Below are 14,514 nucleotides of genomic sequence, written 5' to 3' on the forward strand. Positions count from 1 at the left end.
TATTAGGGGATTCCGGGGGCTTTCGTCAACCGCTGCTAGCGCTTGGCTCGCTTTTTCGTGACCTTTTTTGCAGCCTTTTTGGCACCCTTTTTGACGGCCTTCTTGCCCGTCTTTTTGGCCGCCTTCTTTGCCGTTTTCCTGGTCGCCTTCTTGGCGCCCTTCACGGGTTTCTTGGCCGCCTTCTCGGCGGTTTTGGCCGATTTTGCGGCCTTTTTGGCTGCCTTCGCCGGCTTTTGGGTCGATTTCTTCGCCGCCTTGGTCTTTTTGGCCGGTGCCGCCTTGGCGGCGCTTCGGGCATGCGTCTTGGGCTCGACCGCCCCCAGCGCCAGGAGCTGGCGGTGGATGGCGCGGGTAACCTCCTCGATGGCCATCATGCCGTCGATGGTCGAGAGTTTCCGACGCTCCGAATAGTAGTGAATCAGCGGTTCCGTCTGGCTGCGGTAGCTGGCAAGCCGCTTGGTCAGGACCTCCGGGGTGTCGTCGAGCCGGACCTCCTCGCCCCGCTCCCGCATCTGGGCAACGCGGGTCTCGACGCGGCTCAGCAGTGCGCTCTCGTTGACGCGGAGCTCGATCACGGCGTCGAGCTTGAGATGCTTGCGCTTGAGCAGCTCGTCCAGCGCCTCGGCCTGCGGCACGGTGCGCGGGAAACCATCGAGGATGAAACCGTTCTTGGCGTCGGGCTGGTCGATGCGGTCGGAGATGATTCCCACCACGACGTCATCAGGCACGAGGCCGCCGCCGGCCATGATCTCCTTGGCCTTCAGCCCGACCGGCGTTCCGGCTGCAACGGCAGCGCGGAGCATCTCGCCGGTCGAGAGCTGGACAATGCCATAGCGCTGCACCAGCAGCTGCGCCTGGGTCCCCTTGCCCGACCCCGGCGGTCCCAGAAGTATAATTCTCATCGGCGTACGCCCCCCGGATTGGTGAGCGATACGTCGCGCACCTGTGCTTTGATATCAAGAGCGGTGCAAACCACAACCAGCGCCCCACCGCCATTGACGACCATACTATAAGGCAGACCGATCCCGTAAAGGTCGAACACCTCCGGAATCAACTGCAATGCCGTCAGGTAGACGGCTCCGACGACCGTCGTCAATGACACGACGCGATCGAGATAGTCGGCAGTGGCCTCGCCCGGAGCGACACCAGAGATCGTGCCGTTATGCTGAGCCAGGGATTTGGCGGTGTGCTCGGGATCGACGACATAGGCCGTGTAGATGAAGGCCAGCACGAACACGGCGAGCGACACGAGGATGACGTGCACCGGCTGCCGCATCTGAAGATGCCGGTAGGCCGCTGTGATCAGGGGGTGATCGCTGCCCAGAATGAGCCCCGCAAAGGCGAGCGGCAGAAAGAATATCCACGGCGCCACGGTGACCGGAATCAGGAACCCGGCGCTGTTGAGCTTGATCGGCAGCACGGCATTGCGCGCCGGCAATTGCCGCGTTCCGACGCTGCGCGCGCCAAATTCGACGTGGATATTTCGCCGGGCTCCTTCGACAAGCACGATCACGGCCACGGTCACAACCCAGAACACGGCATGGCCGAGCACGAGAACGCCCGAGATCTCCCCGCTCTGCACGAGACCAATGATGCCGGCGACGTCTCGCGGAATGGAGACGAGAAAGCCCGCACTCAGGATCAGAGCCAGGCCGTTGCCGATGCCGTGGCGGGTGATCTGCTCGCTGAGCCACACCAGCACGAAGACGCCACCGACCATGGAGGCAGTGGCCGTCATCACGAACCAGCCGTCTGGATTCCTGACCAGGCCCGGAATGGCCGTCAAAGTTGACGCGATGCCGTAGGCCTGAAAGGTCGCAAGACCGAGCGTGAGTCCGAACGTGGCATGCGCGATCCTGCGGCGGCCGCGCTCGCCCGACCGCTCGAGCGAATTCAAGCCGCGCCACACCAGGGAGAGCAGGCGGATAAGGATCGCCGCCGTCAGATAGGGAATGAGGCCGAGCGCAAAAATCGAGAGCCGGGAAATGAAGTCAAGCGTCGGCGAGAAGTCGGAAGCATTCAGTCCCGCAAGCGGGATCTGCGTGCCGAGCCTGAAAAGGAGCAGCGCGCCAATCGTGAAAGCGATTCGGCGCGCGAGCTCCCTGCTCATCTTTATCTGCGACGGCCGCGCAGCTTCGACTTGCGGATCAGGCCTTCGTACTGATGGGCCAGCAGATAGCCCTGGACCTGCGCCACCGTATCCATGGTGACACTGACGACGATCAGCAGCGAGGTGCCGCCGAAGTAGAACGGCACCGAGGCATAGGAGATCAGGATCTCCGGGATCAAGCAGACGATCGCCAGATAAATCGCGCCCAACACGGTGACGCGCGACAGCACGTAGTCGATATATTCCGCCGTGCGCTCGCCCGGGCGGATGCCCGGAATGAAGCCGCCGTGCTTCTTTAGATTGTCCGCGGTCTCGGTCGGATTGAACACGATCGCGGTGTAGAAGAAGGCGAAGAACACGATCAGCCCCAGATACATGATCAGGAACAGCGGACGGCCGTGGCCGAGCTGGGTGGTGATCCACTGGAACCACTCCGGCCCGCTGCCCGAGTTGAAGTTCGCAACCGTGGTCGGCAGCAGCAGCAGCGAGGACGCGAAGATCGGCGGGATCACGCCGGGGGGGTTGAGCTTGAGCGGCAGATGGGAGGACTGGCCCTCGAACATCTTGTTGCCAACCTGGCGCTTCGGATACTGGATCAAGAGCCGGCGCTGCGCGCGCTCCATGAACACGATGAAGGCGATCACGGCGACGGCCATGATGATGACGACCAGGATCAGCCCGGGCGACATCGCGCCCTGGCGGCCGAGTTCGAGCATGCCGGCGAGCGCCGCGGGCAGCTCGGCGACGATGCCGGCGAGAATGATCAGCGAAATGCCGTGGCCGATGCCGCGCGAGGTGATCTGCTCGCCGAGCCACATCAGGAACATGGTGCCGCCGGTCAGCGTGATCGCCGTGGACAGGCGGAAGAACATGCCGGGGTCGCTGACCACGTTGCCGGCGCCTTCGAGGCCCACCGCGATCCCATAGGACTGGAATGCGGCCAGGATGACGGTCAGATAGCGGGTGTACTGGTTGAGCGTCTTGCGGCCGGCCTCACCCTCCTTCTTCAGCGCCTCGAGCTGCGGCGAGACGGTGGTGAGGAGCTGGATGATGATCGAGGCCGAGATGTACGGCATGATGTTCAGCGCGAAGATCGCCATGCGGTGGATGCCGCCGCCGGCGAACATGTTGAACATGCCGAGGATGCCGCCCGCCTGGGAGCGGAACACCTGCTCCCAGATGTTGGGGTCGATGCCGGGCAGCGGGATGTAGGTCCCGAGCCGATAAACGAGCAGCGCACCCAGGGTGAACCAGATGCGCTTCTTCAGTTCGTCGGCCTTGGCAAACGCGCCGAAATTGAGATTGGCTGCCAGTTGTTCCGCTGCAGAGACCATCTTGGACTTTCTCCCGCCGCCTGTTGCGCCGTCATGCCCGCGGCCGGGCTAGTTTAGCGGACGCCGGACATTATCTGGGGCTCGGCTTCGATAAGTCCACGTCCCGCATGCGTAAAGGCCCGCGCGCCGCGGGCCAATGACGCAGTTGTTACGCCGCCTCGCCTTCTTCCTTGGCAGGGGCGAGGATCTTCACCGAGCCGCCAGCCTTCTCGACCGCCGCAATCGCGGTCTTGCTGGCGCCGTGCACTTCGATGTTGAGCTTGGACTTGAGCTCGCCGCGGCCGAGCAGCCGCAGGCCGGCCTTGGCGCGGCGCAGCACGCCACCCTTCACCAGGGCCTCGACGTTCACGACGCTGCCGGCGTCGATCTTCTTGGCATCGACCGCCTCCTGGAGCCGGTCGAGATTGATCTCGGCGAACTCGACGCGGAAGATGTTGTTGAAGCCGCGCTTGGGCAGACGGCGATGCATCGGCATCTGGCCGCCTTCGAAACCCTTGATGCGCACGCCCGAACGCGCGGTCTGGCCCTTGCCGCCGCGGCCGGACTGCTTGCCTTTGCCGGAACCGATGCCGCGGCCGACGCGCATACGCTTTTTGCGCGAGCCGGCGTTGTCGGCGATATCGCTGAGCTTCATCGCCCTTCTCCTTGTGTCTTGCGCACGATCTTCACCGAAAACCGCTTCCGGCTTTTCGGGATCGCGCGCCTTTGCTTACTTCTCGTCGACGATGCGGACGAGATGGTGAACCTTCTCGATCATGCCGCGGACCGCCGGGGTGTCCGGCAGTTCGCTGGTACGGCCGATCTTGTTGAGCTTGAGCCCGATCAGCGTCGAGCGCTGCGAGTGATGGCGGCGGATCGCGCTGCCGGTCTGCTCGACCTTGATCGTCTTTGCGGTCGTAACGGCACTCTTGGCCATGGGAGTCTACTCCGAAAAGCTTCCGTTAGTCGGCGGCCGCCTCGGCATCGCCGCCGATACGACGGGACTGGAGGGTGGACACCTTGATGTTGCGGCGGGCTGCGACCGAACGCGGCGAATCCTGGTGCTTCAGCGCATCGAAGGTCGCGCGCACCATGTTGTACGGGTTCGACGAGCCGATCGACTTCGCCACCACGTCCTGGACGCCGAGCGTCTCGAACACGGCGCGCATCGGGCCGCCGGCGATGATGCCGGTACCGGCCGGAGCTGCACGCAGGTAGACACGGCCCGCGCCATGACGGCCGGCAATGTCGTGATGGAGCGTGCGACCCTCGCGCAGGGACACGCGCGTCAGGTTGCGCTTGGCGGACTCGGTCGCCTTGCGGATCGCCTCGGGCACTTCGCGCGCCTTGCCGTGACCGAAGCCGGCGCGGCCCTTCTGGTCGCCGATCACGACCAGCGCTGCGAAACCGAAGCGCTTGCCGCCCTTGACGACCTTGGCCACGCGGTTGATGTGGACGAGCTTGTCGACGAACTCGCTGTCGCGCTCCTCGCGCTCCCTGCGTTCACGTCCGCCGCCGCGTTGATCGCGTCCACCACGTTGTTCGCGTTCAGCTGCCATGGTTTTTCCAATCCTTCAGAGGCTTACGCCTCAATCCTCAAATTCTGTTAGAAGCTCAGCCCGCTCTCACGCGCCGCGTCGGCCAGAGCCTTGACGCGCCCGTGGTAGAGGTAGCTGCCGCGATCGAACACGACTTCCTTGACGCCCTTCTCGGCGGCGCGCTCGGCCAGCAGCTTGCCGACCGCCTTCGCCGCATCGATGTCGGCGCCGGTCTTGCCGCCGTCGCGCATTGCCTTCTCGAGCGACGAGGCAGAGGCCAGCGTCTCGCCTTTCAGGTCGTCGATGACCTGGGCGTAGATGTGCTTGGACGAGCGGAACACCGACAGACGCGGACGACCACCACCGGAGCGGCGCAGCTTCAGCCGCACACTCCGCTTGCGCCGGGCATTCGTAACCTTGGCTTTCGACATGACCGGCTCCGTTACTTCTTCTTGCCTTCCTTGCGGAAGATGAATTCGCCAACATACTTCACGCCCTTGCCCTTGTAGGGCTCCGGCGGACGGTAGGCGCGGATCTCGGCGGCGACCTGGCCGACGCGCTGGACGTCGCTGCCCGCCACCGTGATCTCGGTCGGCTTCGGCACGGTGATCGTGATCCCCTCAGGGATCGGATAGATCACGTCATGGCTATAGCCGAGCGCGAGCTGCAGGTTCTTGCCCTGCATCGCGGCGCGGTAACCGACGCCGGTGATTTCGAGCTTCTTCTCGAAGCCCTTGGTGACGCCTTCGACCAGATTCGCGACCTGGGCGCGAGCGGTGCCGTACAGGGCGCGCGCGCGATTGGTCTCCGCCCGCGGCTTGACCTTGACCTGGCCGTTCTCGAGCTTCACCTCGACGTCGTCGTGGACGACGAACTGAAGCTGGCCCTTCGGCCCCTTCATCTTGACGGTCTGCCCATCGACGGTCGCGGTCACACCCGACGGAACCGCCACAGGCCTTTTGCCAACTCGTGACATGGATGAAAAATCCTTCTCAGAACACCGTGAAGAGGACTTCACCGCCCACATTCGCGTCGCGCGCGCTGTGGTCGGCCATGATCCCCTTCGGCGTCGACAACACCGAAATGCCGAGTCCGTTGTTCACCCGCGGCAGGTTCTTCACCGAGGCGTAGACCCTGCGCCCGGGCTTGGAAACGCGTTCAATCTCGCGGATGACGGGCTCGCCGTCGAAATACTTCAGCTCGATCTCGATCTCGCTGCGGCCCGAGGAATGCTCGAGCGTAGCGTAACCGCGAATGTAGCCCTCGGTCTTCAGAACCTCGAGCACGTTCTCGCGCATCTTCGAGCCAGGCGTGGAGACCTTGGTCTTCGAACGCATCTGCGCGTTGCGGATGCGGGTGATCAGATCGCTGATTGGATCGTGCGTAGACATCTAAACGACCCTCCTTACCAGCTGGACTTCACGAGGCCCGGGACCATGCCCTTGGAGCCAAGTTCGCGCAGCGCGATACGGGACAGCTTGTTCTTGCGGTAGTTCGAGCGCGGGCGGCCCGACAGCTCGCAACGCATGCGGATGCGGGTCGCCGACGAGTTGCGCGGCATTTCCGCCAGCTTCAGGGTCGCGGCGAACCGCTCCTCCATCGGCAGCGTCTTGTCGGCGATGATCGCCTTCAACCGCTCGCGCTTGGCGGCGGCGTTCTTCACCATCCGCTTGCGCCGGTTGTTCTTCTCGACTGAACTCTTCTTTGCCATGCTTGGCTCCTGGGTATCCGCGTTTGAGAGGCTCTAGGTCAGCGTCTCACTGCCGGAACGGGAAATTGAAAGCGGTCAACAAGGCCCTCGCCTCTTCGTCGGTCTTGGCCGTGGTGCAGACGGTGATGTCCATACCGCGGGCTTCCGCGACCTTGTCGAAGTCGATCTCGGGGAAAATGATGTGCTCCTTGATGCCGAGCGAATAGTTGCCGCGGCCGTCGAAGCTCTTCGGGTTCAGGCCGCGGAAGTCGCGGACACGCGGCAGCGCGACATTCACCAGGCGATCGATGAACTCGTACATGCGGGCCTTGCGCAGCGTGACCTTGCAGCCGATCGGCTGGTTCGCTCGCAGCTTGAAGGTCGCGATCGCGATGCGCGAATAGGTCACGATCGCCTTCTGGCCGGCGATCTGGGTCAGCTCGGCAGCGGCGGTCTCGGCCTTCTTGCGGTCGTTGACGGAATCGCCAACGCCCATGTTCAGCACGACCTTGTCCAGGCGCGGAACCTGCATGACGTTCTCATAACCGAACTTCTCGGTCAGAGCCGTGCGGATCTTCGCGTCATATTCCGCGCGCAGGCGCGGGGTGTAAGCGGCCTCAGCCATCGATCTCAGCTCCCGAGCTCTTGGCGATGCGGACCTTCTTGCCGTCCGCCAGAATCTTGAATCCGATGCGGGTCGGCTTTCCGTCCTTGCCGACATACGCGATGTTGGACAGTTGGATCGGCGCCTCTTTCGAGATGATGCCGCCCTCCTGGGCCTGCGTCTGCTTCTGGTGACGCTTGACCATGTTGATGCCGCGCACCAGCGCGGTGCCGGCGTCGGGGCGCACCTCGAACACTTCGCCGGTGCGGCCCTTGTCGCGGCCGGTCAGCACGACGACCTTGTCGCCCTTGCGGATCTTCGCAGCCATCACAGCACCTCCGGCGCGAGCGAGATGATCTTCATGTGGTTCTTGGCGCGCAGCTCGCGCGGCACGGGCCCGAAGATACGGGTGCCGACCGGCTCGGACTGGTTGTTGATCAGCACGGCGGCGTTGCGGTCGAAGCGGATGACCGAACCGTCGGCGCGGCGGATGTCCTTGCGGACGCGCACCACGACGGCCTTCATCACGTCGCCCTTCTTCACCTTGCCACGCGGGATAGCTTCCTTGATCGACACGACGATGATGTCGCCGATCGTGGCGTAGCGGCGCTTGGAGCCCCCGAGCACCTTGATACACATGACACGGCGTGCGCCAGAATTGTCGGCCACGTCGAGGTTGGTCTGCATCTGAATCATTGATGCACCTCGTCCTCTTTCTCTTTGCGCCAGCCCAGCCGGCGCTCAACATTTCCCTGAAGTCAGTCGGCTAAAGCCAACAGATCAGGCGCTTTTCTTGTGTTCGCCCCGGATCACGACCCAGCGCTTCAGCTTCGAAATCGGCTTCGTTTCCTCGATCCACACCATGTCGCCCGGCTTGAACTGGTTGCTCTCGTCGTGCGCGTGGTAGTTCTTCGAACGGCGGATCGTCTTCTTGTAGATCGGGTGCGTGAAGCGGCGGTCGACGCGCACCACAATGGTCTTGGCTTGCTTGTCGCTGACGACCACGCCCTGCAAAGTACGTTTCGGCATCTTCGTAAGCCTCTTACTTCTTCTTCGCGCGCGTCTGCGCGGCGACGGTCTTGATCCGGGCGATGTCACGGCGCGCCTCGCGCAGGCGCGAGGTGTTCTCGAGCTGCCCGGTGGCACGCTGGAAGCGCAGGTTGAAGCGCTCCTTCTTCAGGTTCAGGATTGCGTCATCCTGCTGGTCGGGGCTCATCGCGCGGATGTCTTCGATCTTCATCTGGGCCATGGCCATTACTCCGCAATGCGCTCGACGAAGCGCGTCTTGATCGGCAGCTTGGCGGCCGCCAGGGTCAGCGCCTCACGCGCCGTCTGGGTGTTGACGCCGTCGATCTCGAACAGCACCCGGCCCGGCTTGACGCGCGCGACCCACAATTCCGGCGAACCCTTGCCGGAGCCCATGCGGACTTCGGCCGGCTTCTTCGACACCGGAACGTCGGGGAACACGCGGATCCAGACGCGGCCGGCGCGCTTCATGTGGCGGGTCAGCGCGCGGCGAGCGGCTTCGATCTGGCGCGCGGTGACGCGCTCAGGCTCGGTCGCCTTCAGGCCGAACTGGCCGAACGCCAACGTCGCGCCCGAAGACGCAACGCCGTGGATGCGGCCCTTATGCGCCTTCCGGAACTTCGTTTTCTTAGGTTGCATCATGGCTTTAAGCCCTCAAATTCCTGTCTGGCTTTAGGCTGCGGCCGTCTCGCGGCGCTGACGGCCACCACGATCACCACCGCCGCCCGTCTCGCCTTCGGCCATTCTCTTGTCCTGGGCCATCGGATCGTGCTCGAGGATCTCGCCCTTGAAGATCCAGACCTTGACGCCGCAGGTGCCGAAGGTCGTGAACGCGGTCGCAACGCCGTAGTCGATGTCGGCGCGCAGCGTGTGCAGCGGCACGCGACCTTCGCGGTACCACTCCATGCGCGCGATTTCAGCACCGCCCAGACGTCCCGAGCAGTTGATGCGGATGCCTTCCGCGCCGAGGCGCATCGCCGACTGCACGGCGCGCTTCATGGCACGGCGGAACGCCACGCGGCGCTCGAGCTGCTGCGCGATCGACTCCGCCACCAGCGTCGCATCGAGCTCCGGCTTGCGGATCTCGACGATGTTGATGACGACGTCGGACGAGGTGATGTCCGCGACCTTCTTGCGCAGCTTGTCGATGTCCGCGCCCTTCTTGCCGATCACCACGCCCGGACGGGCCGAGTGGATGGTGACGCGGCACTTCTTGTGCGGACGCTCGATCACGATGCGAGCGACGGCCGCCTGCTTGAGCTCCTTGTGCAGGATGTCACGGATCTTGACGTCCTCGTGCAACAGCTTGCCGTATTCCTGCTTGCCGGCGAACCAGCGGGAATCCCAGGTCCGGTTGATGCCGAGACGCAGACCGATCGGATTGATCTTTTGACCCATCGTGTTCTCCTGCGCCCTTAAGCGGCGGCTTCAGCTTCGACCTGACGAACGATGATCGTCAGCTGCGAAAATGGTTTGTAGACACGGCCCGAGCGGCCGCGGCCGCGAGCGGCAAAGCGCTTCATCACGAGGCCGTTGCCGACGAAGGCCTGCGCCACGACGAGATCGTCGACGTCGAGGTCGTGGTTGTTCTCGGCGTTGGCGATAGCCGATTCCAGACACTTCTTCACATCGACCGCGATCCGCTTGCGCGAAAACTGCAGGTCGGCGAGCGCGGCAGACGCTTTCCGGCCGCGAATGAGCTGGGCGACCAGGTTGAGCTTCTGCGGGCTCACCCGCAGCATCCGGGCGACCGCCTTGGCCTCGTTGTCGGCGAGGCTCCGTTCGCGCTTAGGTTTGCTCATCGTTTAATCCTCAAGCCTTCTTGGCTTTCTTGTCGCCGGAGTGGCCATGGAAGGTCCGGGTCGGCGAGAACTCGCCGAACTTGTGACCGACCATTTCCTCGTTGACGGCCACCGGCACGTGCTTCTGACCGTTGTAGACGCCGAAGGTCAGGCCGACGAACTGCGGCAGGATCGTCGAGCGACGGCTCCAGATCTTGATGACGTCGTGACGGCCGGACGCGCGCGCGGCATCTGCCTTCTTGAGCAGAGAACCCTCGACGAACGGGCCTTTCCAGACTGAACGAACCATGTCCGGCGTTCCTTACTTCTTCCGCTTGTGGCGGCTTAGGAGAATGAATTTGTTGGTCGACTTGTTGGTGCGGGTCTTCTTGCCCTTGGTCGGCTTGCCCCACGGAGTGACCGGGTGGCGACCGCCCGAGGTACGACCTTCACCACCGCCGTGCGGATGGTCGATCGGGTTCATCGCGACACCGCGGTTGTGCGGGCGACGGCCCATCCAACGCTTGCGACCGGCCTTGCCGATCGAGGTGTTCATGTGATCCGGGTTCGACACCGCGCCGATCGTGCCGCGGCAGCGGCCGTGCACCAGGCGCTGCTCGCCCGAGTTCAGGCGGATGATGACGTAGTCCTGATCGCGGCCGACGAGCTGGGCATAGGTGCCGGCGGAACGCGCGAGCTGGCCGCCCTTCCCGATCTTGACCTCGATGTTGTGGATGATCGTGCCGACCGGCATGTTGCCGAGCGGCATGACGTTGCCCGGCTTCACGTCGACGTAGTTTCCAGCGATGATGGTGTCACCCACGGCCAGGCGCTGCGGCGCCAGGATATAGGCCTGCTCCCCGTCCTGATACTTGATCAGCGCGATGAAGCCGGTGCGGTTCGGATCGTACTCGAGACGCTCGACGGTCGCGGGGACGTCGATCTTCTCTCGCTTGAAATCCACGGTGCGCAGCGTCTGCTTGTGACCGCCGCCACGGAAGCGCACGGTGATGCGACCGGTGTTGTTGCGGCCGCCCGAGGACTTCTTGCCCTCGGTGAGCGCCTTGACCGGCTTGCCCTTGTACAGGGCCGAACGATCGACCATCACCAGCTGGCGCTGGCCGGGCGTCGTGGGATTGAATGTCTTCAGTGCCATCGTCGTACGACCTTACAGACCGGTGGTGACGTCGATCCGGTGGCCCTCTTCGAGGGTCACGATCGCGCGCTTGCTGTTCGACTGCGAGCCGAGATTGCCGCGGAAGGCTTTGACCTTGCCCTTGCGGACCAGCGTGTTGACGCTCTTGACCTTGACGTCGAACAGCTTCTCGATCGCTTCCTTGATCTGCGGCTTGGTGGCCTTTGCGGCCACCTTGAACAGCACCTTGTTGTGCTCCGAGGCAATCGTCGCCTTTTCGGTCACGACCGGCGACAGGATCACGTCGTAGTGGCGAGGCTCGATGTTCTTGCTCATTTGAAGCGCGCCTCCAGCGCATCGATGGCGGCCTTGGTCAGAACGAGCTTCTGACGGCGCAGGATGTCATAGACGTTGATGCCCTGGATCGGCAGCACGTCCATGTTCGGGATGTTGCGGGCCGCGGCGGCAAAACCATTGTTGAGCTCGGCGCCGTCGATGATCAGCGCGTTGGTGAGCCCGAGGCCCGAGAAGTGACCGAGCAGCGCCTTGGTCTTGGCGGTCTCGAGCGCAGCCTTCTCGATCACGACGAGATCGCCGTCCTTGGCCTTGGCCGAGAGCGCATGCTTGAGCGCCAGGGCGCGGACCTTCTTCGGCAGGTCGGTGGCGTGCGAACGCACCACGGGACCGAAGGCACGGCCGCCGCCGCGGAACTGCGGCACGCGAGCCGAGCCGTGACGAGCACCGCCGGTGCCCTTCTGCTTGTACATCTTCTTGCCAGTGCGCCAGATCTCGGCGCGGCCCTTGGCCTTGTGCGTGCCGGCCTGGCGCTTGTTGAGCTGCCACTGCACGCAGCGCGCGATGATGTCTTCGCGCGGCTCGAGGCCGAAAATGGCGTCGGAGAGCTGGACCGAGCCGGCTTCCTTACCTTCGAGGGTGGTGACCTTCAATTCCATCTCACGCCTCCTGCGCGGCCGGAGCGGCTTCCGCATCGCCAGCAACCTTGAACTTGCCGGGCTTCGGAGCTTCCTTCGGCAGCGGCTTCTTGACGGCGTCGCGCACGCGGATCCAGCCGCCCTTGGAGCCGGGAACGGCGCCTTCGACGAGGATCAGGCCGCGCTCGACATCGGTCTGGACGACGCGAAGGTTGAGCGTGGTGATGCGATCGACACCCATGTGGCCGGGCATCTTCTTGTTCTTCCAGGTCTTGCCGGGGTCCTGACGGCCACCGGTCGAACCGATCGAGCGGTGCGAGATCGACACGCCGTGCGTGGCGCGCAGACCGCCGAAATTCCAGCGCTTCATGCCGCCGGCGAAGCCCTTACCGACCGAGGTGCCGGTGACGTCGACGACCTGGCCGACGACGAAGTGATCGGCCGGGATCTCGGCGCCGACCGGGATCATGGCATCCGCGGTGACGCGGAATTCCTCGACCCGGCGCTTCGGCTCGACCTTGGCGACCGCGAACTGACCGCGCTCGGCCTTGGGCATGTAAACGGTCTTGCGGCTGCCAGAACCGAGCTGGAGCGCGACGTAACCGTTCTTCTCTTCGGTGCGGTGGCCTACGACCTGGCAATTGCCGAGCTTCAGCACGGTCACGGGGATATGTTCGCCGGCCTCCGTGAAGACCCGCGTCATCCCGACCTTTTGTGCGATCACTCCGGAGCGCATCGGCTTGCTTCCTGTTCTCTTTGTCCGCTTTTGGCGAACGGGATCCAAAATCTTAGAGCTTGATCTCGACGTCGACACCGGCGGCCAGGTCGAGCTTCATCAAAGCGTCGACGGTCTGCGGGGTCGGATCGACGATGTCGAGCAGGCGCTTGTGAGTGCGCATCTCGAACTGTTCGCGGCTCTTCTTGTCGACGTGGGGCGAACGGTTGACGGTGAACTTCTCGATGCGCGTGGGCAGCGGAATGGGTCCGCGGACCTGCGCGCCGGTGCGCTTCGCCGTGTTCACGATCTCACGGGTCGACGTATCGAGGATACGATGGTCGAACGCCTTGAGACGGATACGAATGTTTTGGCCGTTCATTGCCGTGCTTTCTTTAGTGAGTGGCGAGTAGCGAGTAGCGAATAGACTTCCCTATTCGCCACTCACCATTCCCTATTCGCTTGTTTACTCGATGATCGAGGCGACGACGCCGGCGCCGACGGTGCGACCGCCTTCGCGGATCGCGAAGCGGAGCTTCTCTTCCATCGCGATCGGCACGATCAGGTGCACTTCCATCGCGATGTTGTCGCCCGGCATCACCATCTCGGTGCCTTCCGGCAGGTGCACGACACCGGTCACGTCGGTGGTGCGGAAGTAGAACTGCGGACGGTAGTTGGTGAAGAACGGGGTGTGGCGACCGCCCTCTTCCTTGGTGAGGATGTAGGCCTCAGCCTTGAACTTGGTGTGCGGCTTGACCGAACCCGGCTTGGCCAGAACCTGGCCGCGCTCGACGTCCTCGCGCTTGGTGCCGCGGAGCAGAGCGCCGATGTTGTCGCCGGCCTGGCCCTGGTCGAGCAGCTTGCGGAACATTTCGACGCCGGTGACGGTGGTCTTCTGGGTCGCACGCAGACCGACGATCTCGATTTCCTCGCCGACCTTGACGACGCCGCGCTCGACACGGCCGGTCACGACGGTGCCGCGGCCCGAGATCGAGAACACGTCTTCAACCGGCATCAGGAACGGCTGGTCGATCGGACGCTCCGGCTGCGGGATGTACTCGTCGACGTTGCGCATCAGCTCGAGGATGGCGTCGTGGCCGAGCTTCTTGTCGGAGTCTTCGAGAGCGGCAAGCGCCGAACCCTTGATGATCGGGATCTTGTCGCCGGGGAATTCGTACTTCGAGAGCAGCTCGCGGACTTCGAGCTCGACGAGCTCGAGCAGCTCCGGATCATCGACCATGTCGCACTTATTGAGGAACACGACGAGCGCGGGCACGCCGACCTGGCGGGCGAGCAGGATGTGCTCGCGGGTCTGCGGCATCGGGCCGTCAGCAGCCGACACGACGAGGATCGCACCGTCCATCTGGGCGGCGCCGGTGATCATGTTCTTCACGTAGTCGGCGTGGCCGGGGCAGTCGACGTGCGCGTAGTGGCGGTTCTTGGTCTCGTACTCGACGTGCGCGGTCGAGATGGTGATGCCGCGGGCCTTCTCTTCCGGCGCCTTGTCGATCTGGTCGTACGCGGTGAACGTCGCACCGCCGGTCTCGGCGAGGATCTTGGTGATCGCCGCGGTCAGCGACGTCTTGCCATGGTCGACGTGACCGATGGTGCCGATGTTGCAGTGCGGCTTGGTACGTTCAAACTTTGCTTTGGCCATTTGACTCTCCGTT

Annotated in this window: 25 protein-coding genes; all 25 read right to left on the reverse strand. The window is 63.8% G+C overall.

Going from position 1 to position 14,514, the window contains the following annotated elements:
• Window positions 1-35: 35 nt before the first annotated feature.
• The gene (locus CVM73_RS26335) at window positions 36-902 is read right to left on the reverse strand and encodes an adenylate kinase (protein ID WP_100234739.1); all 867 of its coding nucleotides are present in this window, start codon (window positions 900-902) and stop codon (window positions 36-38) included.
• A complete protein-coding gene (locus CVM73_RS26340) occupies window positions 899-2,110 on the reverse strand; it encodes a preprotein translocase subunit SecY (RefSeq protein ID WP_100234740.1) in 1,212 nt (403 codons plus the stop codon). The genes CVM73_RS26335 and CVM73_RS26340 overlap by 4 nt, the downstream gene beginning before the upstream one ends.
• Window positions 2,111-2,112: 2 nt before the next feature.
• A complete protein-coding gene (secY, locus tag CVM73_RS26345) occupies window positions 2,113-3,444 on the reverse strand; it encodes a preprotein translocase subunit SecY (RefSeq protein ID WP_100234741.1) in 1,332 nt (443 codons plus the stop codon).
• A gap of 148 nt (window positions 3,445-3,592) precedes the next feature.
• The gene (gene rplO / locus CVM73_RS26350) at window positions 3,593-4,078 is read right to left on the reverse strand and encodes a 50S ribosomal protein L15 (RefSeq protein WP_008549236.1); all 486 of its coding nucleotides are present in this window, start codon (window positions 4,076-4,078) and stop codon (window positions 3,593-3,595) included.
• Window positions 4,079-4,153: 75 nt separating this feature from the next.
• Window positions 4,154-4,360 (reverse strand): 50S ribosomal protein L30, encoded by a 207-nt coding sequence (rpmD, locus tag CVM73_RS26355; RefSeq protein WP_100234742.1) that lies wholly within the window; start codon window positions 4,358-4,360, stop codon window positions 4,154-4,156.
• 25 nt (window positions 4,361-4,385) lie between these two features.
• Window positions 4,386-4,982: a 30S ribosomal protein S5 gene (gene rpsE, locus CVM73_RS26360; RefSeq protein ID WP_014494507.1), complete on the reverse strand. Its 597-nt coding sequence runs from the start codon at window positions 4,980-4,982 to the stop codon at window positions 4,386-4,388.
• A gap of 47 nt (window positions 4,983-5,029) precedes the next feature.
• Entirely contained in the window at window positions 5,030-5,392 is a 363-nt protein-coding gene (rplR, locus tag CVM73_RS26365) for a 50S ribosomal protein L18 (protein ID WP_008549238.1), read from the reverse strand.
• Window positions 5,393-5,403: 11 nt separating this feature from the next.
• On the reverse strand, window positions 5,404-5,937 hold the full coding sequence (rplF, locus tag CVM73_RS26370; protein ID WP_100234743.1) for a 50S ribosomal protein L6: 534 nt from the start codon (window positions 5,935-5,937) through the stop codon (window positions 5,404-5,406).
• Between the two features lie 16 nt (window positions 5,938-5,953).
• Window positions 5,954-6,352, reverse strand: coding sequence for a 30S ribosomal protein S8 (gene rpsH, locus CVM73_RS26375; protein WP_027554158.1), 399 nt, complete (start codon window positions 6,350-6,352; stop codon window positions 5,954-5,956).
• A gap of 14 nt (window positions 6,353-6,366) precedes the next feature.
• Window positions 6,367-6,672, reverse strand: a complete 306-nt coding sequence (gene rpsN, locus CVM73_RS26380) for a 30S ribosomal protein S14 (protein ID WP_100234744.1) — start codon at window positions 6,670-6,672, stop codon at window positions 6,367-6,369.
• A 46-nt stretch (window positions 6,673-6,718) separates the two neighbouring features.
• Complete coding sequence (gene rplE, locus CVM73_RS26385; RefSeq protein ID WP_100234745.1) at window positions 6,719-7,276, reverse strand: 50S ribosomal protein L5; 558 nt, start codon at window positions 7,274-7,276, stop codon at window positions 6,719-6,721.
• Entirely contained in the window at window positions 7,269-7,583 is a 315-nt protein-coding gene (gene rplX, locus CVM73_RS26390) for a 50S ribosomal protein L24 (protein ID WP_024342453.1), read from the reverse strand. Before rplX ends, rplE begins: the two co-directional genes overlap by 8 nt.
• Window positions 7,583-7,951, reverse strand: coding sequence for a 50S ribosomal protein L14 (gene rplN, locus CVM73_RS26395; RefSeq protein ID WP_007603030.1), 369 nt, complete (start codon window positions 7,949-7,951; stop codon window positions 7,583-7,585). The genes rplX and rplN overlap by 1 nt, the downstream gene beginning before the upstream one ends.
• 84 nt (window positions 7,952-8,035) lie before the next feature.
• On the reverse strand, window positions 8,036-8,284 hold the full coding sequence (gene rpsQ / locus CVM73_RS26400; protein WP_024342452.1) for a 30S ribosomal protein S17: 249 nt from the start codon (window positions 8,282-8,284) through the stop codon (window positions 8,036-8,038).
• A 13-nt stretch (window positions 8,285-8,297) separates the two neighbouring features.
• Window positions 8,298-8,504: a 50S ribosomal protein L29 gene (gene rpmC, locus CVM73_RS26405; RefSeq protein ID WP_011088144.1), complete on the reverse strand. Its 207-nt coding sequence runs from the start codon at window positions 8,502-8,504 to the stop codon at window positions 8,298-8,300.
• 5 nt (window positions 8,505-8,509) lie between these two features.
• On the reverse strand, window positions 8,510-8,923 hold the full coding sequence (gene rplP / locus CVM73_RS26410; RefSeq protein WP_008136349.1) for a 50S ribosomal protein L16: 414 nt from the start codon (window positions 8,921-8,923) through the stop codon (window positions 8,510-8,512).
• 30 nt (window positions 8,924-8,953) lie between these two features.
• Window positions 8,954-9,679 (reverse strand): 30S ribosomal protein S3, encoded by a 726-nt coding sequence (gene rpsC / locus CVM73_RS26415; protein WP_100234746.1) that lies wholly within the window; start codon window positions 9,677-9,679, stop codon window positions 8,954-8,956.
• Window positions 9,680-9,696: 17 nt separating this feature from the next.
• Window positions 9,697-10,083, reverse strand: coding sequence for a 50S ribosomal protein L22 (gene rplV, locus CVM73_RS26420; RefSeq protein ID WP_008549264.1), 387 nt, complete (start codon window positions 10,081-10,083; stop codon window positions 9,697-9,699).
• A gap of 10 nt (window positions 10,084-10,093) precedes the next feature.
• The gene (rpsS, locus tag CVM73_RS26425) at window positions 10,094-10,372 is read right to left on the reverse strand and encodes a 30S ribosomal protein S19 (RefSeq protein ID WP_008136357.1); all 279 of its coding nucleotides are present in this window, start codon (window positions 10,370-10,372) and stop codon (window positions 10,094-10,096) included.
• 12 nt (window positions 10,373-10,384) lie between these two features.
• Window positions 10,385-11,218: a 50S ribosomal protein L2 gene (gene rplB, locus CVM73_RS26430; RefSeq protein ID WP_024342450.1), complete on the reverse strand. Its 834-nt coding sequence runs from the start codon at window positions 11,216-11,218 to the stop codon at window positions 10,385-10,387.
• Between the two features lie 12 nt (window positions 11,219-11,230).
• Window positions 11,231-11,533: a 50S ribosomal protein L23 gene (locus CVM73_RS26435; RefSeq protein WP_100234747.1), complete on the reverse strand. Its 303-nt coding sequence runs from the start codon at window positions 11,531-11,533 to the stop codon at window positions 11,231-11,233.
• Entirely contained in the window at window positions 11,530-12,150 is a 621-nt protein-coding gene (rplD, locus tag CVM73_RS26440) for a 50S ribosomal protein L4 (protein WP_091894751.1), read from the reverse strand. The genes CVM73_RS26435 and rplD overlap by 4 nt, the downstream gene beginning before the upstream one ends.
• A 1-nt stretch (window position 12,151) precedes the next feature.
• Window positions 12,152-12,865 carry a 50S ribosomal protein L3 gene (gene rplC / locus CVM73_RS26445; protein WP_100234748.1) on the reverse strand — a complete coding sequence of 238 codons (714 nt, stop codon included), beginning with the start codon at window positions 12,863-12,865 and terminating at the stop codon, window positions 12,152-12,154.
• A 52-nt stretch (window positions 12,866-12,917) separates the two neighbouring features.
• Complete coding sequence (gene rpsJ / locus CVM73_RS26450; RefSeq protein WP_002712302.1) at window positions 12,918-13,226, reverse strand: 30S ribosomal protein S10; 309 nt, start codon at window positions 13,224-13,226, stop codon at window positions 12,918-12,920.
• 84 nt (window positions 13,227-13,310) lie between these two features.
• Entirely contained in the window at window positions 13,311-14,501 is a 1,191-nt protein-coding gene (gene tuf, locus CVM73_RS26455; protein ID WP_100234749.1) for an elongation factor Tu, read from the reverse strand.
• Between the last annotated feature and the right edge of the window lie 13 nt (window positions 14,502-14,514).

Origin of the sequence: Bradyrhizobium forestalis (assembly GCF_002795245.1) — a bacterium.
GTDB classification, from domain to species: domain Bacteria; phylum Pseudomonadota; class Alphaproteobacteria; order Rhizobiales; family Xanthobacteraceae; genus Bradyrhizobium; species Bradyrhizobium forestalis.

Bases quoted from the DNA above. Each gene is read 5' to 3' on its own strand.
- rplD (WP_091894751.1), bottom strand. From the start codon at position 12,150: ATGGAATTGAAGGTCACCACCCTCGAAGGTAAGGAAGCCGGCTCGGTC.
- rplP (WP_008136349.1), bottom strand. From the start codon at position 8,923: ATGATGCAACCTAAGAAAACGAAGTTCCGGAAGGCGCATAAGGGCCGC.
- rpsC (WP_100234746.1), bottom strand. From the start codon at position 9,679: ATGGGTCAAAAGATCAATCCGATCGGTCTGCGTCTCGGCATCAACCGG.
- rplC (WP_100234748.1), bottom strand. From the start codon at position 12,865: ATGCGCTCCGGAGTGATCGCACAAAAGGTCGGGATGACGCGGGTCTTC.
- rpsS (WP_008136357.1), bottom strand. From the start codon at position 10,372: ATGGTTCGTTCAGTCTGGAAAGGCCCGTTCGTCGAGGGTTCTCTGCTC.
- rplO (WP_008549236.1), bottom strand. From the start codon at position 4,078: ATGAAGCTCAGCGATATCGCCGACAACGCCGGCTCGCGCAAAAAGCGT.
- rplX (WP_024342453.1), bottom strand. From the start codon at position 7,583: ATGGCTGCGAAGATCCGCAAGGGCGACAAGGTCGTCGTGCTGACCGGC.
- CVM73_RS26435 (WP_100234747.1), bottom strand. From the start codon at position 11,533: ATGAGCAAGAACATCGAGCCTCGCCACTACGACGTGATCCTGTCGCCG.
- CVM73_RS26335 (WP_100234739.1), bottom strand. From the start codon at position 902: ATGAGAATTATACTTCTGGGACCGCCGGGGTCGGGCAAGGGGACCCAG.
- secY (WP_100234741.1), bottom strand. From the start codon at position 3,444: ATGGTCTCTGCAGCGGAACAACTGGCAGCCAATCTCAATTTCGGCGCG.
- rplE (WP_100234745.1), bottom strand. From the start codon at position 7,276: ATGGCTGAGGCCGCTTACACCCCGCGCCTGCGCGCGGAATATGACGCG.
- rpsQ (WP_024342452.1), bottom strand. From the start codon at position 8,284: ATGCCGAAACGTACTTTGCAGGGCGTGGTCGTCAGCGACAAGCAAGCC.
- rplF (WP_100234743.1), bottom strand. From the start codon at position 5,937: ATGTCACGAGTTGGCAAAAGGCCTGTGGCGGTTCCGTCGGGTGTGACC.
- rplB (WP_024342450.1), bottom strand. From the start codon at position 11,218: ATGGCACTGAAGACATTCAATCCCACGACGCCCGGCCAGCGCCAGCTG.
- rpsE (WP_014494507.1), bottom strand. From the start codon at position 4,982: ATGGCAGCTGAACGCGAACAACGTGGTGGACGCGATCAACGCGGCGGC.
- rplR (WP_008549238.1), bottom strand. From the start codon at position 5,392: ATGTCGAAAGCCAAGGTTACGAATGCCCGGCGCAAGCGGAGTGTGCGG.
- rplN (WP_007603030.1), bottom strand. From the start codon at position 7,951: ATGATTCAGATGCAGACCAACCTCGACGTGGCCGACAATTCTGGCGCA.
- CVM73_RS26340 (WP_100234740.1), bottom strand. From the start codon at position 2,110: ATGAGCAGGGAGCTCGCGCGCCGAATCGCTTTCACGATTGGCGCGCTG.
- rpmC (WP_011088144.1), bottom strand. From the start codon at position 8,504: ATGGCCCAGATGAAGATCGAAGACATCCGCGCGATGAGCCCCGACCAG.
- rpmD (WP_100234742.1), bottom strand. From the start codon at position 4,360: ATGGCCAAGAGTGCCGTTACGACCGCAAAGACGATCAAGGTCGAGCAG.
- rpsN (WP_100234744.1), bottom strand. From the start codon at position 6,672: ATGGCAAAGAAGAGTTCAGTCGAGAAGAACAACCGGCGCAAGCGGATG.
- rpsJ (WP_002712302.1), bottom strand. From the start codon at position 13,226: ATGAACGGCCAAAACATTCGTATCCGTCTCAAGGCGTTCGACCATCGT.
- rpsH (WP_027554158.1), bottom strand. From the start codon at position 6,352: ATGTCTACGCACGATCCAATCAGCGATCTGATCACCCGCATCCGCAAC.
- rplV (WP_008549264.1), bottom strand. From the start codon at position 10,083: ATGAGCAAACCTAAGCGCGAACGGAGCCTCGCCGACAACGAGGCCAAG.
- tuf (WP_100234749.1), bottom strand. From the start codon at position 14,501: ATGGCCAAAGCAAAGTTTGAACGTACCAAGCCGCACTGCAACATCGGC.